Source organism: Photobacterium indicum, from assembly GCF_003026215.1.
GTDB classification, from domain to species: domain Bacteria; phylum Pseudomonadota; class Gammaproteobacteria; order Enterobacterales; family Vibrionaceae; genus Photobacterium; species Photobacterium indicum.
This window is the reverse complement of the sequence record NZ_PYOC01000002.1, coordinates 164,734-186,423: the sequence shown is the minus strand read 5'-3', so window position 1 is coordinate 186,423 and position 21,690 is coordinate 164,734. Positions and strand designations below refer to the sequence as shown.

18 protein-coding genes are annotated in these 21,690 nt (G+C 40.7%); 14 read left to right on the top strand and 4 right to left on the bottom strand.

Annotated elements, in window-relative coordinates; all coding sequences use genetic code 11:
- Positions 1-248 precede the first annotated feature (248 nt).
- The 5 genes from pnuC to C9J47_RS06670 all read left to right on the top strand — a co-directional run bounded on the left by pnuC (position 249) and on the right by C9J47_RS06670 (position 5,736).
- A complete protein-coding gene (pnuC, locus tag C9J47_RS06690; RefSeq protein WP_107252830.1) occupies positions 249-995 on the top strand; it encodes a nicotinamide riboside transporter PnuC in 747 nt (248 codons plus the stop codon).
- Positions 995-1,750, top strand: a complete 756-nt coding sequence (locus tag C9J47_RS06685; protein ID WP_107252829.1) for a nucleoside phosphorylase — start codon at positions 995-997, stop codon at positions 1,748-1,750. Before pnuC ends, C9J47_RS06685 begins: the two co-directional genes overlap by 1 nt.
- 227 nt (positions 1,751-1,977) lie before the next feature.
- Positions 1,978-2,658 (top strand): Crp/Fnr family transcriptional regulator, encoded by a 681-nt coding sequence (locus C9J47_RS06680; protein ID WP_107252828.1) that lies wholly within the window; start codon positions 1,978-1,980, stop codon positions 2,656-2,658.
- Between the two features lie 540 nt (positions 2,659-3,198).
- The gene (locus C9J47_RS06675; protein ID WP_107252827.1) at positions 3,199-4,377 is read left to right on the top strand and encodes an amino acid permease; all 1,179 of its coding nucleotides are present in this window, start codon (positions 3,199-3,201) and stop codon (positions 4,375-4,377) included.
- Positions 4,378-4,932: 555 nt separating this feature from the next.
- Complete coding sequence (locus C9J47_RS06670) at positions 4,933-5,736, top strand: ATP adenylyltransferase family protein (protein ID WP_107252826.1); 804 nt, start codon at positions 4,933-4,935, stop codon at positions 5,734-5,736.
- Positions 5,737-5,813: 77 nt separating this feature from the next.
- Here C9J47_RS06670 and C9J47_RS06665 read toward each other — a convergent pair whose 3' ends face one another.
- A complete protein-coding gene (locus tag C9J47_RS06665) occupies positions 5,814-6,980 on the bottom strand; it encodes a PcfJ domain-containing protein (RefSeq protein WP_107252825.1) in 1,167 nt (388 codons plus the stop codon).
- 196 nt (positions 6,981-7,176) lie between these two features.
- Entirely contained in the window at positions 7,177-7,698 is a 522-nt protein-coding gene (locus C9J47_RS06660; RefSeq protein ID WP_281258924.1) for a C40 family peptidase, read from the bottom strand.
- 406 nt (positions 7,699-8,104) lie between these two features.
- Here C9J47_RS06660 and C9J47_RS06655 point away from each other — a divergent pair, with 406 nt between their 5' ends.
- Both C9J47_RS06655 and C9J47_RS06650 read left to right on the top strand, forming a co-directional pair.
- Complete coding sequence (locus C9J47_RS06655) at positions 8,105-9,292, top strand: sugar ABC transporter substrate-binding protein (protein ID WP_245903347.1); 1,188 nt, start codon at positions 8,105-8,107, stop codon at positions 9,290-9,292.
- On the top strand, positions 9,289-11,385 hold the full coding sequence (locus tag C9J47_RS06650; RefSeq protein ID WP_107252823.1) for a diguanylate cyclase domain-containing protein: 2,097 nt from the start codon (positions 9,289-9,291) through the stop codon (positions 11,383-11,385). Before C9J47_RS06655 ends, C9J47_RS06650 begins: the two co-directional genes overlap by 4 nt.
- Before the next feature lie 73 nt (positions 11,386-11,458).
- On the opposite strand, the gene C9J47_RS06645 is transcribed toward C9J47_RS06650, so the two are convergent.
- Together C9J47_RS06645 and C9J47_RS06640 are read right to left on the bottom strand one after the other, a co-directional pair.
- Positions 11,459-11,932, bottom strand: coding sequence for an RNA methyltransferase (locus tag C9J47_RS06645; protein WP_107252822.1), 474 nt, complete (start codon positions 11,930-11,932; stop codon positions 11,459-11,461).
- Between the two features lie 170 nt (positions 11,933-12,102).
- The gene (locus tag C9J47_RS06640) at positions 12,103-12,435 is read right to left on the bottom strand and encodes a PBPRA1643 family SWIM/SEC-C metal-binding motif protein (RefSeq protein ID WP_107252821.1); all 333 of its coding nucleotides are present in this window, start codon (positions 12,433-12,435) and stop codon (positions 12,103-12,105) included.
- A 525-nt stretch (positions 12,436-12,960) separates the two neighbouring features.
- Between C9J47_RS06640 and zwf the strand changes: the two genes are divergently transcribed.
- The 7 genes from zwf (at position 12,961) to purU (ending at position 21,527) form a co-directional block, all read left to right on the top strand.
- Positions 12,961-14,460 carry a glucose-6-phosphate dehydrogenase gene (gene zwf, locus C9J47_RS06635; protein ID WP_107252820.1) on the top strand — a complete coding sequence of 500 codons (1,500 nt, stop codon included), beginning with the start codon at positions 12,961-12,963 and terminating at the stop codon, positions 14,458-14,460.
- A 2-nt stretch (positions 14,461-14,462) separates the two neighbouring features.
- Positions 14,463-15,179 carry a 6-phosphogluconolactonase gene (pgl, locus tag C9J47_RS06630; protein WP_107252819.1) on the top strand — a complete coding sequence of 239 codons (717 nt, stop codon included), beginning with the start codon at positions 14,463-14,465 and terminating at the stop codon, positions 15,177-15,179.
- A gap of 11 nt (positions 15,180-15,190) precedes the next feature.
- Positions 15,191-16,639: a decarboxylating NADP(+)-dependent phosphogluconate dehydrogenase gene (gene gnd, locus C9J47_RS06625; RefSeq protein ID WP_107252818.1), complete on the top strand. Its 1,449-nt coding sequence runs from the start codon at positions 15,191-15,193 to the stop codon at positions 16,637-16,639.
- Between the two features lie 541 nt (positions 16,640-17,180).
- On the top strand, positions 17,181-18,728 hold the full coding sequence (locus C9J47_RS06620) for an alanine/glycine:cation symporter family protein (protein ID WP_107252817.1): 1,548 nt from the start codon (positions 17,181-17,183) through the stop codon (positions 18,726-18,728).
- 207 nt (positions 18,729-18,935) lie between these two features.
- The gene (locus tag C9J47_RS06615; RefSeq protein ID WP_107252816.1) at positions 18,936-19,421 is read left to right on the top strand and encodes a VOC family protein; all 486 of its coding nucleotides are present in this window, start codon (positions 18,936-18,938) and stop codon (positions 19,419-19,421) included.
- A 492-nt stretch (positions 19,422-19,913) separates the two neighbouring features.
- On the top strand, positions 19,914-20,606 hold the full coding sequence (locus tag C9J47_RS06610) for a DUF3108 domain-containing protein (RefSeq protein WP_107252815.1): 693 nt from the start codon (positions 19,914-19,916) through the stop codon (positions 20,604-20,606).
- 48 nt (positions 20,607-20,654) lie between these two features.
- Positions 20,655-21,527: a formyltetrahydrofolate deformylase gene (gene purU / locus C9J47_RS06605; RefSeq protein WP_107252814.1), complete on the top strand. Its 873-nt coding sequence runs from the start codon at positions 20,655-20,657 to the stop codon at positions 21,525-21,527.
- Positions 21,528-21,690: the final 163 nt, after the last annotated feature.

Below are 21,690 nucleotides of genomic sequence, written 5' to 3'. Positions count from 1 at the left end.
AAGCCGATTTGCTAAGCTGCATCGCGTAATGGCAGATATGCTTAGTGATAAACATGATATTTCTTATTCTGAAGCCCTGATGATGGTGTTAAAACACTGTTGTCGGGGCTTTCTTGCTTCAATCTTTGATATACGTCGAGTACGAGGGGACAAATGTCCTCTTGCTGTTTTCGTACATTCATTACACTGATAACCACAACAGCAATACAGCTAAATAATAAATGCAATAACATTAGAAGGGATAGAACATGGATATACTTGCGTGGTTTGATATCAATAATACTTTGGTGAATATTCCAATTGGTGGCGGGTATGCCATGTCATGGATTGAAGCTGTTGGTACCGTTTTTGGCTTGCTGTGTATTTGGTACGCCAGCCAAGAAAAAACCATTAATTACGTGTTTGGTCTGATTAACGTTTCCCTTTTCGCGATCATTTTCTTTCAGATCCAACTCTACGGCATTTTGATGCTGCAATTGTTTTTCTTCTGCGCCAACATCTATGGTTGGTATGCGTGGACACGTCCTTCCTCGGAAGCTGGCGAGATGTTGGAAGTCCGTTGGCTTAATAAGCAAAAAATGGCGTTTACTGCTGCGGTCAGTGTTGCTGCTATCGCTATTATGACGGTATTTATCGATCCTATTTTCTTTGCTTTAGCGAATATCAGCGTGGATGTACTGAATACTTTTGGTGCTGATTTAGCACGTCCAGAATTGTCGCCAGATGCTTTCCCATTCTGGGATTCAGTAATGACAGTCTTGTCGATTGTGGCGCAAATCCTAATGACGCGTAAATACGTTGAAAACTGGATGTTGTGGGTCGTAATTAACATGATCAGCGTGTGTATTTATGCCGCGCAAGGTGTGTATGCTCTGTCTATTGAATATGCGATTTTACTGTTTATTGCGGCGAATGGTACACGTCAGTGGATGAATACAGCGAAGCAAAATCAGCAAAGCAAGCAATACGATCAGGCGGCTGAGGTAAAAGCATAATGAGTAAGCAACCTCACCTTTGTGTTTCGGCAGAACAAATTGCTAAGCGTGTGATTGTATGTGGTGAGCCTGATAGGGTTAATCGCATTGCTGCCCTACTGGATGGTGTCGAAATCATTGCTGAAAACCGTGAATACCGTTTGATGAATGGACGATTCAATGATCAACTCATCACGATTTGCAGTACTGGCATTGGTGCACCGTCAGCTATTATCGCACTCGAAGAGCTTAACTTGTGTGGTGTGAAGCAAGTGATCCGCGTGGGGTCATCGGGTGCACTGCAAGTTAATATTGCACTGGGTGATTTGATTGTTGCCGAGGCTGCTGTAAGAGATGATGGTGGATCGAAAACGTATGTTTCGAGTGCTTTTCCAGCATATGCAGATCGTCATCTGATAGCCAAGATAGAAGCTTATTTGAATCGCTCTCTGACAATGCCAAATACCGAGCAACATGTCGGTCAGGTGCATTACGGTGTGGTACGTTCACACGATAGCTTTTATACCGATAACGAAGCGCAACTTTGCCAGCATTGGCATGAAAAAGGCGTACTAGGCGCAGATATGGAAACTTCGGCGTTACTGACTGTCGGTAAGTTGAGAGGGATGCAGGTTGCATCGATTTTGAATAATGTCGTGCTGTTCGAGCAAGATGTACAAGAAGGTGTTGGTCACTATGTGAATGCTGAGGCCGTGATGATGAATGGTGAACAACGTGCTGCCTTGGCGGCGTTGCATGCCCTGTGTAACGATTAAGCGAGCAAGTAACATTACTATGGCTGCTGCTGTATTGAGGGCTGTATTTGATTGATATGAATACAGTGTACAACCTGAGAGCCCAGCATATGTTTTTATTAACATGTGCAGGGCTTTCTATTTTAGATAGCCCTGTTTTTAAATAACCCTGTTTTTAGAAAATCCTGCTATTTAGGTATATCATGTGAGCCAATAATTGCTCGAGAATATGTTGGAAACCCAACGCTATGCAGATTAAGCCCTATCAGCAAGGACGTTTCACACGTCACCTTGAAACACTTTATCCTGCCTTTAAAGCTGCGTTTTATCAATGCCAAACGCACCAGCAGTTGTTCTGTGCTGGCGATGAAATTTTGCGTCAGGGACAAACGTTAGAATACTTGTATGTGGTGTCGGTTGGGCGTGTTTCAATGAATATTGCCGCAATGAATGGCCGTCGTTTTCAATTGGGAGAGATCGATTGTGATCATCATATCTTTGGTGAAATGGAATTTTTCAGTGACACCCCTTGCCAATGGAGTGTGGTGGCAGAAGAAGATCTCGATGTTGATATTATCTGTTTACAAGCATTGACGACATTGCTGATTGAGCGACCTGAGTTTCAAGTGTTTTTTTCTAGCGCGCTGGCTGCCGATTACCAAGACTCGTTAGATATCTATACCCATAGGTTATTGCATCCGATTACTTATAATATTGCTTACGATTTGTGGCATCGCAGCCAAGTGAATGTGATGCTTGGCAACTTCGATAAAGTGACGTTGGAAGCTGAGCGGTTTGGCACTTCTAGCCGCGTTTATCGTCGCGCAGTAAAAGAACTGATAGAGAAAGGATTAATAGAAAAAGAGGGGGCGGAAATCTCAATAGTCAGTCTTTCAGCATTAAAAACCTTTATCGACCATTATGATTAGCAGTAAATTTTACGTATTTATAACAAATTATTGTAAAATAATCATTGTGCTTTAGTGCGAAGTTTATTATTTTGCTCAGTGACCGATTTACTGTTCTGACCGGAGCAGTGTAGATGGCAGAAGACCTGTCATTGGAAAATAGGGATTACATCGTTTTTGGAGTACGATAAATGAAACACATTTCTGCTGTGCTGCAGTTAATGCCAGCAAGCATACTACATGCAATATCCGCCGCTATACGTTCGGGGTCGACCCGTATTGCTTCACGCACCCACGTCTATCTTTCCTATACCTCAAGCCGATTTATGGGCTTTTTTGCTTTTTCAGGTCTTAGTGCTTTTCGATTTTAATCCTGAAATTTCAATTTATTAAGACATCTTTATTCGTTACACCTTTTTCAATTTGATTGCAGTACATGATGAATACTCTTTTATATCAAAGTCTATCATGTCCGGAATTCGCACAACTGACCGAGTATTGCGTACCTTTTCTGCAAGCAATGGGGTGTAAACAAGTAACAATTAGGTATAGGTAAATATTGTGAATTTAAAATTAGTGGGTAGTTCGTTAATCATTGCAGGTACCGCGCTGGGCGCAGGTATGTTAGCCATTCCGATGGTACTGGCGCAGTTTGGCCTATTATGGGGCACTCTTTTGATGGGGGTGATTTGGTTGGGTACAACCTACGCCGCATTGTTATTACTTGAAGCCAGTATTAAAGCTGGTGGTGGCTTAGGCATGAACACCATTGCGCGTAAGACCTTGGGTAAAGGCGGCCAGCTGGTCACCAACGGTTTGCTTTACGCGTTGTTAGTATGCTTATTGATGGCTTACATCATCGGAGCCGGTGATTTAGTGAAGAAGATGCTGCACGGTGTTGGCATTGAAATGTCGATGATGCAGACACAAATCTTGTTCACACTGGTTGCAGGTGTAGTCGTTGCCTCTGGTACTGCAGCCATCGATAAGATTAACCGCCTGTTGTTTGCTGTAATGGTTGTCGTATTAGGTATCACGCTATTCTCGCTCGTGCCGACTATGTCTTTTGAACACCTTTTAGATGCGGCAAGCAATGATAAAGTTGAGCTAATAAAAACCAGCTCAGTGTTGTTCACCAGCTTTGGTTTTATGGTCGTGATTCCATCACTTGTAACCTACAACAAAGGCGCGTCACACCGTGATTTGCGTAACATGGTTATTGTAGGCTCTGTTATTCCATTAGCTTGTTACTTATTGTGGTTATATGCCGTTGTGGGTAACTTAACCCCAGAACAATTGGTGAAGTTTTCAAATGTGTCTGAATTGATTGCCGCATTGGGCGAGCGTTTCAGCGGCATTCAAGTAATTCTGTCTACTTTCACAGGCCTAGCGTTACTGACGTCATTCTTGGGCGTGGCCATGGCACTGTTCGATCAAAATGCGGATACATTTAAGCAAAATAAAGCCGTTACCTATGTACTTACCTTTATTTTCCCATTAGTTGGTGCACTTTGGGCCGCTGATCAGTTCTTATCTGTATTGGGTTATGCTGGCTTTATTCTTGTGTTCTTGGCTATCTTTGTACCAATGGCGATGACAATGAAGTTACGTAGTTTTGAAAAGCAAAAGTCATCTGGGCATGAAGCTCTGGCAGAAGCTTACCAAGCTGGTGGCGGCTCGGTTGCTATGGGGCTTAGTTTCGTATTTGGTTGCTTCTTAATTGGTGCTCAGTTGGTATAAGAGCTGTTGATTACTGATTGTAGAAATAGAATGTGATTTAGATGAAAAAGGCGTTTATCGAAAGGTAAGCGTCTTTTTTTGTATTCTTAAAGTGTAAATCTGGAAAATAGGATGCGAAGAAGGCAGAGGTCTTTAGCAAACAAGTAGAAATAAGAATGGATGTATTAACGCGAAGGTTTACGGAGTAGAGAGGGAAAATAGGGGTAATCAGTTTGACCGAACTGAAAATACCCCTATCTAATGGTAAACCTTTAAGTGACCGAAAAATAAAGGTTTACCGCTAAATCTTGCTCTTTTCCATGGAGTACGAAAACGGGTTCGTTGGAAAACAGCACTACTTAACTTGATGCGGGAATCATACAAATTTTCATCCAAACCTGCTACAAAAGGCCTGAGTTTTGTCATTGCTATTTTTGATGTAAGTGTAAACTAAACAATACACTTTAGTTTGAATGCACCGATCAAGCACGGAATCTTAGGTTGTCGTTTTGGCGACATGACAGCAGGGCAAACATGCTTTATGTTATTTCATCGGTAAATTAGAAGGATAAGGGCATGTTTTGGAAAAAAGCTGAAAAGGTTGTTGAGCAAGCACTAGTCAATAATAGTCTTCTACCCATAACAACCGAAGCTTGTGTGATCAACGAAGCTGGTATTGATTACTTTGGGCATGTCGTTACTCAAAACGCGGAACGTAAATTTCAGTCAGGTACGAAACAAGACAATCCTTTTTTACCTTACGAAGAAGACATGTTTGTCGATAATGCTGGTGAGAGTCATGTTTGCCTGCTTAATAAATTTCCGGTGTTATCTCCCCACTTGTTAATTTGCTCCCGTGAGTTCGTTCCTCAAACATCGCCTTTAGAGCTACAGGATTTTTGTGCATGGGTAATGGGGTTCGATAGTGACAATGTGTTAGGTTTTTATAATAGCGGAACGATTGCAGGCGCGAGTCAAGCCCACCGACACATGCAGCTCGTACAATCTTCTATTCCTTTAGAACACGCAATTATAAATCATGAACTACCGTTCAAACATCACTTGTATCAGTTTGATTCACTCAGTGGTGAGCGACTGTATTTGTGTTATTTAGCGGGGTTAAGAGAACTAGGTATATTGGATAAAAATGGTTTAACTAATGACAATAGCTTACCAAGCGAGCTAGTGTGTAAGCCATACAATTTGCTACTAACTAAGCACTGGATGTTAATGATTCCACGCTCTACGAATCAGGTAAATGATGTGTTTGCGAATGGCATTAACTACAGTGGTCGTTTTTTAGTGAAAGAGCCTGAACAACTGGCTTGGCTAAAGGAGTACGGCATGATGCAGTTTTTGAAAGACTGTAGCCAAGGTTAGCTTCTTATTAACACAGCGAGATGCAATAAAAAAGACCACTTCAATAACGTTGTGGTCTTTAGAGCGACTATCGAAGGCTATAAATTCATGCGTTGCTTTTCACCTTCGAGCCATGCATAAAGGGCTTGAAGTGTTTCTTCAAGAGGGCGACGATTACATTTTGCTTGAACTTGGTCAATTTCGTAATACTTACGACCATCAGGGCGCCTTATCATCCTAACTCCCATCGTGACACGCTCTGGTGCAGTGACTTTGAATACTTGATATTCATCGTTTAAAACTCGCGCATGGTAAGCTCCTACACAATGGCGTTGCTCTTCACCTTCATCACGTAATTCAAAATAGTTTGTTAACGGCTGAATATATTCAGTACCAGTAAAGACTATCTGATACGGCTTTTTATGGGTCGGACACGGTACATAGTGCTTACGGTTTTGGGCTCGAATCCAGCTATCATGTAGTGCTGAAACATCTTCGACGGTGCGTAACTTACGTAAATAACGCATAGGTTCAGTTAAACCTAAATTAACCCCCATCATTAATGTGTCATTAAGTAACGTTGGCAGTTTAATTCTGCTTTTGAGCTTGCTCTCAGATAAATTAATAGCAAGGTTTGAGCCAGTTAATCCCGGTAATACCATATCAAGCTGTAATGACTGATGAGTAATAATAGGGTAATGACCAAATAGACGGTAACGCTCAGCAATTGGATGCAATAGGCGTGTAACTAAGGTATGGCTTGAACGCGTATCAAACGTAATATCTAGACGATCTAAAAAGCGCAAGGCTGCTTTACTGTGTGAAAAACCGAGTATACGTAAGATTTCACGTTGACCGTATTGGCAAAGTTCTAATGATTTTTCGCGATCTAGAGGGTATTCATTGCAGATTAAATATAATAGAGCAGGGCGTAATTCAAGAAGCTGACGAGCATTTCTATTGGAAGCTGCCAAGCTCAACATATAAATTGAAGTTTCAGGGAATGGTTTTACGCGTTCTACAAGTAACGGGGGAATAGAGGCAATCCATTCATCGCCACCAGGCGTAAAGGCGATTTGATCGATAGAAAAACCAATGTTTCCTTCTAAGGATTCAATATCACCATTCGTGTACTCGCGCTTCAAAAGTAATTGCTGATCCCACGGCCATAATTTTAGGCTGAACTTAAAACCAAACGGTGTTAAATCGAGAACCAGAACTTGGCTTTCATCATTGATTGTGTGCGTGTTTTCAGCTAACTGCATTGTTCTGTCATTATATGTTATTTATCTGAATTAATCCCAGTAAGAATAGTACCTGGGGTGCTTATATGCCATTCAAGATGAAGGTTATCTATGAAGCAAGAGTCTTGATGTAGCTTAGATATAGATACTAACAAAAATTAAGCGTATTTCTACGAATAAAATAAACATTTTTGTCAATGTATTGTTATTTTTATCGTTACATTCTAACGACAGTTAAAAAGCGTTTGGGGTAACCACTTTTATGATAATTCGTTTCCGTTACACCGAAGTGCTTCTGCGATGATGAGCTATGTACAAACTTTATTGAATTATTATTTATCTCTGAAATTATACCAGCGTGGCCAGGTTTTCGTACATTAGGGTTTGTTCCTGTAAATACAATCAGATCGCCGACTTGTGCATCCTTTAACGTCACAGATTTTGTGAAAAGTTGAGAGTACTCTGACGTCGTTCTTGGAATTTTAATATTGTAACTATTATATACGTATTGAATGAAACCTGAGCAATCAAAGCCTTTTGGGGTAGACCCGCCCCACACATATTTAGTACCGATAAAACTACGCGCATAACTGATCATTTTTTGTTCATGTCTTGTGGGGCTATTTACCGTTAAGTTTTTGGCTACTGAACTTGAAGGCGCATTAGGGCTTTGACAAGCTGTTATAAAAACAAGCGTGATGATACAAGATGAAAACTTAAAATAGTGTGAGGTGTTCATTTTATTATTTTCTTTGTTTTATAGAAATCATGATTTAAGTGTGAAATAAATTTTATCTCTTAAATCCATTTAAAAATGTAAAAACGTGGTATTCGTTCAATACATAAGTAGCATTGAAGGTAGACTATTTAACGAAAGAGTCGTATTTAATTTATTACCGTTACTTGGGTATAAAGACAGCTTCTTATGTGGTTAGTTTCATCTTCTATATGATAATTTATAAAATGGTAGAGGATAATCTTGATAGTGGTAATGTTAACTATGTGGTACACGTGTTTCTGTACTTTTCGTCTATAACTTAGAGTGATACTGTATAAAAAATGGTAGTCTAAGTGCTTAAATAAATAGGCGTTTATGCCGTTTTTATGGTCATTTGACCGATGGTTCCTTTTTAGAGGCGTGTGAGTTGACCGTTTTTCGCCGTTTTATATTGATGTTAGTAGCCTTAATACTAGGCACTCTTTCCTCACAATCCGCTTTTGCGGCAGATATTACTATTTGGTATTCACATCAGTCATCACGATTTGTTGAAGGTTTAGTGCAGCGTTTTGAACAAGAAACTGGCATTCAAGTGTCGCTAGTCCAGTTTAAGCCGAGTAAAATTAAAGCAGAACTTTTGCTAGGGGCTCAATACGGTGGCGTGCCGGATCTTGCTTTAGTACCATCTGATTTTTTGGGTCTTTACCAGCAAATGCGATTAGAGCCAGTTTTGGAACAGTGGTTGAGTACTGACCTTAGCGAAGATGCATTAAAAACGGCTAAAGTCGATGATGCTTATTGGGGGGTGCCTGTTATACAAGGTAACCACTTAATGTTGTTTTATAATAAAAAGTTTGTCGAAGAACCCGTAGCTAGTTGGCAAGAACTTATAAAAACATCTCAGCAATATCGAGATAATAATCTTATGCCAATTGGCTGGAATTATACTGATATGTACTTTTTCATGCCATTTCTATTCGCTTTTAATGGGCAACCTCTAGATGGTGATATGATCACTTTAGATACGCCTGAAATGGTTGAAGCACTTGATTACTATCAACAACTCTCTGTTCAGCAAGTTGTTGATAAAACATGTAATTATAATTGCTCTCAGCAACGTTTGATTAAAGGTGAAGAAGCTTATGCAATTAATGGTGATTGGGCATATCAAGACTTAAAAGATGAAATGGGTGATGATTTAGGGGTGGCATTGTTGCCAACACTTAACAGCAAACCTATGTATTCAATGAAAAGTACGTTTGTCTTTACCCTTCCTGGTAAATTGACAAAAAACAGTGAGAGGGAAAATAGAATTGCAGCTTTCCTAACATTTGTTCAGCGTGAAGATAACCAACAGTGGGTCTACCAAAATTATCATTTATTACCTGTTCATCAAGCTTTATTTCAACAGGTTGTTTCTCAAGCAAAGGGTGATGAATTAGTGTTATTACAGCAGCTACAATTTGCTAAGCCGATGTCATCGGAAACAAACATGGCTATTGTTTGGGCTGCAATGGAAAAAGGTTATCAACGGTTTAGAAATGGTTTATCAGCGAAAGAATCAGCACAGTACATGCAGAAGGTAGCTAATAAACAGAGCAAGCGGTTACGATGAAAATGAAATTACGCCTGAAGTATTCTCTTGCATCATTAATGATACTTATCGCAGTGATACCTGCGGTGATTGTTGGTGGGCTACTACTTAAACAGCAGACTGAAATTGAAACCAATTATCAGCGAGAAAAACTTGAGCGTTTAAGCAATACACTAAAGCAGGAATTCAATTATCGTTTTTATGTTTTATCAACCAGCTTAGATGTACTTTCTAGAGATCGCTTGTTAGTTCAAGCGATGGATGACTTTTTTCTTACTAGCCACGTACGTGAAACATTAGATTCGTTAGTGAGAAAGGTGCCGTTAGTTGAAGCTGCTTATTTGATTGATAGCGACTGGGAAGAGGTTGAGAATTACAACGGAATTTCAGGTCAAAATAGCTTCAGTAAGATAAAGCACTATCTCGCTGAGCAGTACGAAAAAAAGTTGTTAGAAAACGGCTATCAATGGCTATTTACTTATGTAGATAAAGAGCTCGTTTTAGATGAAGAGAACCCCTCTGATGATGGGCTTATTGTTGTTGACCCTATTTACTCTTCAGTATTATCTAGTGGGCTGAAAAGAAAACCTGTTGGGTATTTAATTGTAGTCATTCCGACTGAAAATATTAGTAAAATGTTGAGAATGTATTTGACTGGCGATGAAAAGGTTACGTTTTTACGTAATGAAAAAGAAATCTTGAATATTAAATCAGATGGGTCTTTGGGGAGTAACGGGATACTAACGTTAAACCAAAAAATTAAAATAGACAGTGATTTAATTTCGAACCCGCTTGAATACGAGATTAAGATCTCGATGGATAAAAAACCGGAAGAGGATAAGTTTACCCATTCGCTTCAGATTATTTCTATTGTGGGTATCTGTATGGTTATTGTCGGCATATTTGGTGCAGCGATAACCTACCGTTGGGTAACGCGCCCACTGGCTGCTTTGATGGTAATGGTAAGGTCGTACTCTCGTGGTGATTATAACCAGCGTGAGCGAAAGTTACGATTTTCTGAATTCTATCAAGTCGGGGAGTTGTTTCATGATATGGCAACCACGATTGAAGAGCAGCTTGAAGATCTAGCATCCAAAAATACAGAGCTGAAACAGGCTAATAATCAGAAAGAAGAATATAACCGTCAGCTGATCAACTTTAATGACAAATTAGAGAAAAAGGTAGAGGAAAAAACAGGGGAATTAACGTTATCACTTGAGCGAGAAGAAAGGCGCCGTGAAATATTGAAATCCTTATTGGCATTTAGCTCGAAGCTGCAACAAGAAGATATTAAATCGGTTGCACTCGCCCAAGTTTCAAGCCTGTATCCTGAAGCTAATTGGGCACTAAAGCTGAGTAAAATCGATAATAACCAATGGCAATCAGACGGTATTATTGAGTCTGTGTTAGCTAAAGTGGATGCAGTTCAAAATAAAGCTGAGTACTTTTTTGTTCCAGATATTAAATTATTGTACTGTTTCAATTTGATTGATTCTTCAGGTCAATTGCTAGGGCGTCTAGTGATGAAAAGTGAGAAGTTAGCAAGAACTGACTTGGAAATTGTTTCATTGTTTGCGCGTCAATTGTCATCAACAATTGAAGGGCGGATACTGAACGCTGAACTTGAACGAATTGCTGTAACCGATGCATTAACAGAGCTACCCAATAGAAAAGCATTTGATAACGATTTTAAAAACAATGCTGAGCGATTGAAGCGTTACCCCGAGCGACAATTTGGTTTATTTATTATTGACGTTAATAAGCTTAAACAAGTTAATGATGAATTCGGTCATTATGTGGGGGATGAATTACTAAAAGCGGTATCAGAATTATTGATAGGTGTTTGTCGTCAAACAGATAGAGTTTACCGTTTAGGTGGTGATGAATTCGCTATTTTGTTAGAAGAAGGTAGCGAGCAAGCTTGCCGCCGGTTATCAGCTCGTCTTGATAGTACTCGAGGTCATTCCTTTACGCAAATAGAGACGGGCGAGTTATTGCCTATTCATTTTGCTTTAGGCTGGCTAAGTAGCGAAAGTATTTCCCCTGAAAAGATGTTTAAAGCAGCAGATAAAGCGATGTACAAAGATAAACAAGCCTACCGTAATAGTAACTAGCCTAAATGTTACAAAACCACCGTGTATAAGATTTGTTGCTAATTCAGATACAAGGTGGCTTTTTATTAGATTTCTAGTGGTTAGAAAACTCTTCGCCTCTTTCAATTTTAGCCATGCGATCATAAAGGATAACATTGACTGCAGCAGCTAAATTCATGCAACCTTTGGTTGGTACATAAATCGTATCGCGACAAAAATCTGTGATCTCTTTTTTTAACGTACCGTCTTCTGGTCCAAAAATATAGAATGCGCGCTCAGGGTGCTTATATTCTGGTAGTGGCTTTGCGCCTTCTATCAGATCAACAGCAACAGGCGTACAACCAACAGGAATGATGTCTTTTAACTCTTGCACACCAATCAGAGGAATATTATTGATGACATTTTTCGTATCGGTACAGAATTGCTTAGCAAGGTCATAGCGTGTGCCAGTATAAAAAACAGAGTTAACACCATAACAGCCAGACGCGCGTAAAACGGAGCCAACATTTTCTGGTGTCTTTGGATTAAACAGACCTATGCAAGTGTAACCTTTACTTTTTTTGCTCATAATGTACATCTTAACTGAAAAATTGAAGCGGGATTATATGTGTTTAAAAATCAGGGGATTACAACTGGAAAAGTGTGTGAATCCCTAGCACGTATAATATGGATACTGATAAAAAAACATAATAGATTTGTATTTATTACGCTTTGAACAGCGAAGTTGCAGCTCTAATATTAACCGCAACACTTCTTGAATTTTTTACCACTGCCGCATGAACAAGGGTCATTACGGTTAGGTGTTTTTTCGAAGGTTGTCGTTTTAGGCTTATTCAGCAAGCCGTTTAAATCAACAATGTTTTCCTCAACGTCAGCGTTTACTTCGATTGTTGCGAATAACGTGTTCTCTTCTAGAATTGCTTCAACTTCTAGTTTACGTGCTTCAGTTTGTACGATAACAGAAATTGGGTTCTCTTCTGTACCAGGCTTAGCTTCACGCTTAGTGTTGTAACCACAGCTTGAGTGTTTAGGTTTTTTTTCAATGCGGCCTTTAAAGAAAAATTTAGACATTACGACTTCCTGTATACACACATTTACCCATTTCTCTTAAGAGCTGATGGGAAATTTGAGTAAGGTGTTAATAGAAAAAGCCTGCTCAACAAGCAGGCTTTTCAAAATATTGGGCGTTTATATTACGAGTAACGCTGAAAATTCAGCAGTTTTATGCCTCGTCGCCATCAGTTGGCGATAATGTTAACGGGATCACAGCTTTCAAGCAAGTTTTCAGACGTTTTGAGCGCATATATTCTCACTATTTATTGATCATGAGCAGACTATATTGGGTCGAAACCCATAAATTTCTTCCTACTTTATAACAGCTAAAACACAGTGCTGAGAAGTGACGTTAATCGGCGGGTTTTGAAAAAGTGTGGATGTAACAGTCTTTGACTAAGCTTCATACAGTTTAAGCTTTTGCCTATTAATACGATAGGTAATACCGAATATCACTGAAAACTATAAATGCTAACATCATGAACAGCCAGCAAAACTGATTGCTACCTCAGATCGCCGATCTGTGTTAAATGGGAAAATTATATGGTTAAGCCAGAAAATAACGCGATTGTTATTTTTGGTGCGTCAGGCGACTTGACTCACCGAAAATTGATTCCAGCATTTTATCACCTCTATGCTAATGGGTTATTACCAGAAGATTTTGCAATTTTAGGCGTAAGTCGCACAGCGTACAGTGACCAAGATTTTCGTGAAAAACTAAAAATTTCACTCTCAGAAACAGAAAAGGTAAACGAAGAAACGCTAATTAAATTTTGTGAGCATTTATATTACCAAGCATTGAATACGTCAGAAGTGGCTGAATATGCGCTGTTAAAACAGCGTTTGGGTGATTTGAATGATAAGCATCATACCCAAGGTAATACTGTCTATTACTTAGCAACCCCACCTAGCTTGTATGGTGTTATTCCTGAATGTTTGGGGGCACATGGCTTAAATGATGAAATGCAAGGTTGGAAAAACCTTATTGTTGAAAAGCCATTTGGTTACGATTTAGCATCAGCCAACGAGCTTGATGAACGTATTCACGCACATTTCAAAGAGCAGCAAATTTACCGTATTGACCACTACTTGGGCAAAGAAACGGTGCAAAACCTTCTTGTATTTCGTTTTGCCAATGGGATGTTTGAACCACTATGGAACCGCAACTTCATCGATTATGTTGAGATCACGGCAGCTGAATCTTTAGGTGTAGAAGAGCGCGGTGGTTATTACGATGGAGCAGGTGCTGTACGTGATATGTTCCAAAATCACTTACTTCAAGTACTTGCTATGGTTGGAATGGAGTCGCCAGCAGCAATCAATGCCGATTCTATCCGTGATGAAGTTGTAAAGGTTATGCAAAGCTTTCAGCCTTTATCAGAAAAAGATTTAGAAAAGAATCTTGTGTTAGGTCAATACACTGAATCTACGGTACGAGGGGATTATTTACCTGGTTATCGTGAAGAACATGGCGTAGCAGATGATTCTCGAACAGAAACGTATGTCGGTATGAAGATGTTTATCCAGAACTGGCGTTGGAATGGCGTGCCATTTTACGTTCGTACTGGTAAGCGTTTACCCACTCGTGTTACGGAAGTGGTCATTCACTTTAAGAAAACACCACACCCAGTGTTCGGAACCAATGCACCAGAGAATAAGCTGATCATTCGTATTCAACCCGATGAAGGTATCCTAATGAGCTTCGGTTTGAAAAAGCCAGGAGCTGGTTTTGAAGCTGAAGAAGTTTCCATGGATTTTCATTACGGTGATTTAGAAGAAACGAATATGCTTACCGCTTACGAGCGTTTATTACTTGATTGTATGAAGGGTGACGCCACGTTGTTTGCCCGAACTGATGCGGTAAAAGCGTGCTGGAAGTTCGTTCAACCTATTCTTGACTATAAAGAAAACCCTGAACATTTATTTGGTTATGCGGCAGGTACTTGGGGACCAAAAGAAGCAGATGAGTTATTACAAGGCGACGAACGTAATTGGCGCTTTCCGTGTAAGAACCTGACGAATACTGACTACTGTGAGTTATAACCATGATGAATTACCGCGTATTTGAAACTCCCGTTCATGTTGTGCAGTCGTTAGCAGAAACAATGTTGGCATTTAGCCAAGAAGGACGACCAGTCCATATTTCTCTCTCTGGTGGCAGTACGCCGAAGTTATTATTCAAGACACTAGCGCAATCTCCATTCGCTGAACAGATTGTATGGAATAACCTGCATTTTTGGTGGGGTGATGAGCGTTGTGTAGAGCCGACAGATACCGAAAGCAACTTTGGTGAAGCAAACGAACTGTTGTTTAAACATATAGCACTACCAAACGCTAATATTCATCGCATTCGTGGTGAAGATGAACCTGAGCAAGAATCTGGGCGTTTAGCCGGTGAAATGGATACCGTTATTCCGCATAAAAACGGCTTACCTGCGTTTGATTGGATTTTGCTAGGAATGGGAACCGATGGGCATACCGCGTCATTATTCCCAAACCAAACGAACTTCAATGACCCAGCACTGACAGTGATTGCAGCACATCCTGAAAGTGGTCAGTTGCGTATTTCAAAAACGGCACGTTTACTTGAAAATGCCGATCGCATTACGTATTTAGTTTTGGGTGCCAGTAAAGCTGATGTAATCAAAGAAATTAATGATCAACCAGCAGAAGCATTGCCATACCCAGCAGCAAAAATTAAGGCCGTACACGGTCAAACAGAATGGTTTTTAGATTCAGACGCAGCCAAAGCGCTAGTGTAAAGGAGAGTAGGATGAAAGGTGATATTGGTGTAATCGGTTTGGCTGTAATGGGTCAGAATCTGATTTTAAACATGAACGATCACGGTTTTAAAGTCGTAGCGTTTAATCGAACCGTTGCTAAAGTGGATGAATTTCTAGCGGGCCCTGCGAAAGACACGAACATTATTGGCGCAACGTCTTTAGAAGACCTTGTAGCAAGCTTAGAAGCCCCCCGTAAAGTGATGCTGATGGTACGTGCTGGTGATGTGGTTGATCATTTCATTGATAGCCTTGTGCCTTTATTAGATAAGGGCGACATCATTATTGATGGTGGTAATTCTAATTACCCTGACACGAACCGTCGCGTTGCTGATTTAGAAGCAAAAGGTATTTACTTCGTCGGTACGGGTGTATCGGGTGGTGAAGAAGGTGCACGATTTGGGCCTTCGATTATGCCGGGCGGCTCTCCTGAAGCTTGGCCACATGTGAAGCCGATTTTTCAAGCAATCTCTGCAAAAACCGATCAAGGTGAAGCGTGTTGTGATTGGGTAGGTAAAGATGGATCGGGTCATTTTGTTAAAATGGTTCACAACGGCATCGAATACGGTGATATGCAGCTGATCAGTGAAGCATATCATTTCATGAAAGAAGGCTTAGGGCTATCTTATGATGAGATGCAAGCAATCTTTAAAGAATGGAATGACACTGAACTCAATAGTTACTTAGTTGAAATTACAGCCGATATATTAGGCTACCGTGATGAAGATGGCGAACCGCTGCTAGAGAAAATTCTTGATACGGCAGGTCAAAAGGGTACTGGTAAATGGACGGGAATTAATGCACTCGACCTTGGTATTCCGCTAACGCTGATTACTGAGTCTGTGTTTGCACGTTGCCTGTCAGCCATTAAAGATCAGCGTGTGGAAGCTGAAGTGTTATTTGGCAAAGCCATTCAACCGGTTGATGGTGATAAGAAAGAGTGGGTTGATGCACTGCGTCAGGCGCTGCTTGCTTCAAAAATTATTTCTTATGCACAAGGTTTTATGTTGATTCGTGAAGCCTCAGAAGAAAATAATTGGTCACTGAACTACGGTAACGTAGCACTCATGTGGCGTGGCGGTTGTATTATACGAAGTGCTTTCTTGGGCAATATTCGTGATGCATACGAAGCCACACCTGATATTAAGTTCTTGGGTACTGACCCATACTTTAAAGATATCTTGGTCGATGGCTTACCAGCATGGCGTAAAGTGGCTGCGAAAGCAATGGAAGTGGGTTTGCCTATGCCAACAATGACATCAGCATTAACATTCCTTGATGGTTACACAACAGGTCGTCTACCTGCCAATATGATTCAAGCACAACGAGACTACTTTGGTGCGCATACGTATGAGCGCTTAGACCAACCTCGTGGTCAGTTCTTTCACACGAACTGGACAGGTACGGGCGGTGATACAGCATCTACCACGTACGATGTGTAATCTCGTATAATTGGTTCTTAATTATTCAATAAAAAACCACCGTTCAGTCAACTGGGCGGTGGTTTTTTTAGGGGAAATATGGCCTATAGAATCAGTTATTAGCCTGTTTCTGCTGAATCAGCGACATGAAACTTGCCACTATGTTAAATGTTTTTAACATACCATTTGTTCCGTTTACTATTTTGTGTATCGTTTGTATATATTGATTTCTTTGAATAAAAAGTGAATATTTCGCACTAGTATGGTGCGCTTTTGCTTTAAGTTGGTGCGTTTAAATGCGGCGAATTAAGGGGGTTATTGGCAGTTTATATTTAAATTTGATGAACGCGCATATGAATACCTGTTGCATATCAGTGTGTTGCTGTGAATAAATAATTATATTTAGCCATTGGATAGAGTAGAGCTCTCTGTGTAAATGTTATCTTTTTGTGCTTGCTGTCACACGGAATGGTGTTACAAAATAAAAAACTTAACAATTCACTTACAATCTGTTTATTATGCTGCTGAACATTATTTACCAAGCTATATAACAGGGAGTTTTATGCAGGAGTTTGTAGATTTTCTAAACGGTATTATTTGGAGCCCAATCCTCATTTATTTGTGCTTGGGTGCTGGTTTGTTCTATTCCATCGCAACACGCTTTGTACAGTTAAGGCACTTCCGCGAAATGTGGAGACTGCTTCTTTCTGGCAAAAGTTCCGATCAAGGTATTTCCTCTTTTCAAGCATTAGCAGTTTCGTTATCGGGGCGTGTAGGTACAGGTAACATAGCAGGTGTTGCAGCGGCTATCGGTTTTGGTGGTCCTGGTGCAGTATTCTGGATGTGGGTTGTGGCATTTCTTGGTGCAGCAACAGCATACACTGAATCAGCGTTAGCACAGATTTATAAAGAAGAAGATGAAGACGGTCAGTTCCGTGGTGGCCCAGCTTACTACATTGAAAAAGCAATGGGACAAAAATGGTACGCATGGGTTTTTGCCATCGCAACCATCTTTGCATGTGGTATTTTACTTCCTGGCGTTCAATCAAACAGTATCGGTAATGCGGTAGAAGCTGCATTTGGTCCTGGCGAAATGATTGAAACGGCTATCGGAACAATCAGCTTTGCTAAGATTGTGACAGGTACAATAATTTCTATCATTCTTTCTTTCATCATCTTTGGTGGCGTTAAGCGTATTGCTAACTTCACACAGATTGTTGTGCCATTTATGGCATTGGCATACATTGTTGTTGCTTTCATCATCATTCTTCTAAACATCGGTCAAGTACCAACTGTTTTTGCAATGATTGTGGGTGATGCCTTTACACCGATGGCTGGCTTTGGTGCGGCGATTGGTTGGGGTGTTAAGCGAGGTGTTTACTCGAACGAAGCGGGTCAAGGTACTGGTCCTCATGCAGCAGCTGCAGCAGATGTTGAGCACCCAGCCCAGCAGGGTCTTGTTCAAGCGTTTTCTATCTACATTGATACATTACTTGTTTGTTCAGCCACGGCGTTCATGATCATCATCACTGGTGCGTATAACGTACACGGTGGTGCTGAAGGTGTATTCCTTGTTCAGAATCTAGCGACAAATATTGGTGCGAATGGCCCAGTCTTTACACAGATGGCAATTGAAAGTGCAATGCCAGGTATTGGTAAGCCATTTATCGCCTTTGCGTTGTTCTTCTTCGCATTCACTACGATTCTTGCTTACTACTATATTGCTGAAACCAATGTTGCATACATTCGTCGTACGTTCAAAGTGCCTGGTTTGATGTTCATCTTAAAAGGTGTGCTTGTTGTGGCAACTTTCTATGGCACAGTGAAAACAGCGAACTTAGCATGGGCTTTGGGCGATGTGGGTGTAGGTTTGATGGCATGGTTGAACATTGTCGGTATTCTGATTGTCTTCTTCTTAGGTAGACCTGCGCTTAAGGCTCTTAAAGATTATGAAGCGCAACAGAAAGCGGGTGTTACTAAATTTACCTTTGACCCTGTCAAGTTAGGTATTAAAAATGCGGACTTCTGGGAGAAGAAACTTAAATCTCAGGGTAAACCAAAGGCAGTTGAAGACGTTGCTGATGGTGAGCCAATTAAGCCTATTGCTTAATAACGGTTAACTTATAACGTGAAAAGGGGCTAGCTATCGTGCTAGCCCTTTGTTTTTATGAGTATATAGAGTTTGTATTTACTCTATTGCAATAAGTTTTCATTATCATTTTTATAAATAATGATAATTTCAAGGAATTAAAAGAGGATTATATACTCACTCCATCAAAACGAATAATGAATCAATTATCTGAATTTGGAGTAAATTATGAAAATGAATCATGTCGGTATTATGGTGGGTGACATGGATAAAGCTGTTGAGTTTTATACTAATGCTCTTGGTCTTAAAGTCGTAATGGGCAATACCAAGGTTGAAGAAGAGCGCGAAACAGCAATCGGTAGAATGTGTGTTGCAGTTTTTGGTGAAGGTTTTAAAGGCTTTAACATTGCACATCTAGTCACTACTGATGGTATTGGTATTGAGCTATTTGAAATGAAAGAGCGCCAAGAGCGTCACGAAGTTGATTTTTCTCGAATCGGTATTTTCCACTTCTGCCTTCAAACAGATGACTTCCATGGTGTTATTGAGCGTACTAAAAACTTTGGCGGTAAAGTACGCATGGATATTATGCGTTACCACCCAGAAGATAATAACAAGCAAGCTAAGATGGTGTACTTAGAAGACCCATTTGGCAACCTATTTGAGCTTTACTCACATACTTATGAAGAGACTTATGCGTCTGAGTATGAGTAATTAATAACACAAAGAACAATGATGAGGGTTGGCCATAGCGCCAGCCCTTTTTTGTGCTGCCTTTGCTTGAATTCAATTGTTATACCAACCTAAATAAGTACCTGTTCATTCTTGCTGATTAAAATCGATAATAACAGCGTTAGAAATTTTATAATTAGAACCACTAGTTACTTCAATTTCTGCCTTGTTCTTACTGATTTTTCTTGCGCAAATTTATGACCATTTACTTATCCAGATTGGTATTAAATAGCCAACCTGTATAAATAGGTTGACCATGATAACTGAACTCAGTGTTAATGGAATAATTAAGCATTATCTGAGGGCTTCAACAAAGCCGCACCAACCCGATATTCACGTTTAGCAGCATTTTTTCTCCTGATGTGCACGTTTCTTATTATACTGATCTAATATGCTTGAAGGCATCTATCTCTCCATATAGCCGCGGAAAGTGGCTGATATATATCACGAAGGTATGTATCAAAGGAGCTGTACATGAACAAAATTCTGGTTGCTACTGTTGTGGGGCTTTTTGCATGTCTGGCTCAGGCCAGTGAGGAATTGCAGCTTTTTCATGCCAACTATGAAGCTTACTATCAAGGCGCTCACTTGGGAAATGGCGTCAGAAAGTTAGAGCGTTTGCCAAATGGTAAGTACCGGATGAGTAGCGAAAGCAAACTCAGGTTCCTGCTCATATCTGATACACGTTACGAGGCGACTGAGTTTACATATCATGACGGGCAGTTGCAGCCAGTCTCTTATTATTTTACTCGGAAAGGAACAGGCCGCGACCATCAAATGCTGGTTAATTTTTCCGCCAGGCAAGCTTGGGTGAACTATGACAATAAGAAGAAAGTGATTCAGGTCAAAGAGGTTTTATTTGATCCTCTTTCTTACCAGGTACAATTAAGGCTCGATGTAATGCGGGATAAATTAACCTTTACTTATCCAGCGGTGATTAAGGGTAACTTGCGTCAGCTTGATTTTGAAGTGGTGGGAGAGGAGTTATTGAAGCTGCCTTATGGCAAAGTAAATACCATTAAGCTGAAAAAAGTCAGAAAAAACAGCAAACGCGAAACCTATATCTGGTTAGCCAAAGAGCTGAATTATATCTTGGTGCGCCTACAGCAAAAAGAAAACGGTAATGAAGAAGCAGATTTAAGATTAGCCAGAGTCAAATTTCTATAAATGGCACTTGAGCAATGCTGCTGGACTTGTACTGAATAGGATGAGGATATGAACCAACAAAGTTTGACTTATATACTGACTGCGAGTTGCCCCGGACGCTCGGGTACTGTGGATGTTGTAACTCGCTTCCTACGGAAATTTGGCTGCTACATTACTGAACTGAATTCCTTTGACGATGCACTGAACCAGCGTTTTTTTATTCGCACGGTATTTCGCATGGAAGATAATGCCCCGCTTGATCAATCTGCGTTTTGCGCCACCTTTGCCGAGCGGGCCGAAGCGTTTGATATGGAGTGGGAGCTGACGCCGTCAGATTACCGACCTAAAGTGGTGATCATGGTGTCTAAATACGAGCACTGTCTGAACGATCTGTTATACCGCTTCCGAACCGGCAATCTTCCGGTCGATATTCGAGCTGTGATTTCCAATCACCCTGATCTACAGTCACTGGCCCAGTGGCACGATATTCCTTATTACCACTTTCCGATCAATGCAGATACTAAGCCGCAGCAGGAAGCTCAGGTACAAGCCGTTTTAGATGAAACTGGCTGTGAGCTGCTGGTGCTTGCCCGCTATATGCAGGTGCTTTCTCATGAAATGTGCGTTCGCTGGGCGAGGAAGGCCATCAACATCCACCACTCGCTGTTACCTGGCTTCAAAGGGGCTAAGCCTTATCATCAGGCCTATAACAAGGGGGTCAAGTTGGTGGGGGCTACAGCCCATTATGTCAGCGACCATCTGGATGAAGGACCGATTATTACTCAGGGAATGGGAACCGTAAACCATACCTATTATCCCGCTGATTTGGCTAGAAAAGGGATGGATGTCGAATCCCTGACATTGGCCCGAGCCATTCAATATCACGTCGAGAAACGCATATTTCTATTTAACGACAAAACCGTAGTGTTCGAACGCTCGTGAGCTGAAGGTTAGTTTTCACCAACAGTTTTGCTGAGGGGGTTATGTGGGGGGGGGCAACTAACCAGGTAAGACAGCTCTACCCCAGTGATGGCCCAATGATTACTAGTAAATCGCCTCAACATTGAAGAGACGATTCAAGGGGGCTAATGTAATGAACCATCCC

Coding starts and splice junctions, on each gene's coding strand:
- purU (WP_107252814.1), top strand. CDS start 20,655: ATGAACCAACAAAGTTTGACTTATATACTGACTGCGAGTTGCCCCGGA.
- C9J47_RS06610 (WP_107252815.1), top strand. CDS start 19,914: ATGAACAAAATTCTGGTTGCTACTGTTGTGGGGCTTTTTGCATGTCTG.
- C9J47_RS06670 (WP_107252826.1), top strand. CDS start 4,933: ATGTTTTGGAAAAAAGCTGAAAAGGTTGTTGAGCAAGCACTAGTCAAT.
- gnd (WP_107252818.1), top strand. CDS start 15,191: ATGAAAGGTGATATTGGTGTAATCGGTTTGGCTGTAATGGGTCAGAAT.
- C9J47_RS06620 (WP_107252817.1), top strand. CDS start 17,181: ATGCAGGAGTTTGTAGATTTTCTAAACGGTATTATTTGGAGCCCAATC.
- C9J47_RS06680 (WP_107252828.1), top strand. CDS start 1,978: ATGCAGATTAAGCCCTATCAGCAAGGACGTTTCACACGTCACCTTGAA.
- C9J47_RS06660 (WP_281258924.1), bottom strand. CDS start 7,698: ATGAACACCTCACACTATTTTAAGTTTTCATCTTGTATCATCACGCTT.
- C9J47_RS06640 (WP_107252821.1), bottom strand. CDS start 12,435: ATGTCTAAATTTTTCTTTAAAGGCCGCATTGAAAAAAAACCTAAACAC.
- C9J47_RS06645 (WP_107252822.1), bottom strand. CDS start 11,932: ATGAGCAAAAAAAGTAAAGGTTACACTTGCATAGGTCTGTTTAATCCA.
- C9J47_RS06685 (WP_107252829.1), top strand. CDS start 995: ATGAGTAAGCAACCTCACCTTTGTGTTTCGGCAGAACAAATTGCTAAG.
- C9J47_RS06665 (WP_107252825.1), bottom strand. CDS start 6,980: ATGCAGTTAGCTGAAAACACGCACACAATCAATGATGAAAGCCAAGTT.
- C9J47_RS06650 (WP_107252823.1), top strand. CDS start 9,289: ATGAAAATGAAATTACGCCTGAAGTATTCTCTTGCATCATTAATGATA.
- pnuC (WP_107252830.1), top strand. CDS start 249: ATGGATATACTTGCGTGGTTTGATATCAATAATACTTTGGTGAATATT.
- zwf (WP_107252820.1), top strand. CDS start 12,961: ATGGTTAAGCCAGAAAATAACGCGATTGTTATTTTTGGTGCGTCAGGC.
- pgl (WP_107252819.1), top strand. CDS start 14,463: ATGATGAATTACCGCGTATTTGAAACTCCCGTTCATGTTGTGCAGTCG.
- C9J47_RS06615 (WP_107252816.1), top strand. CDS start 18,936: ATGAAAATGAATCATGTCGGTATTATGGTGGGTGACATGGATAAAGCT.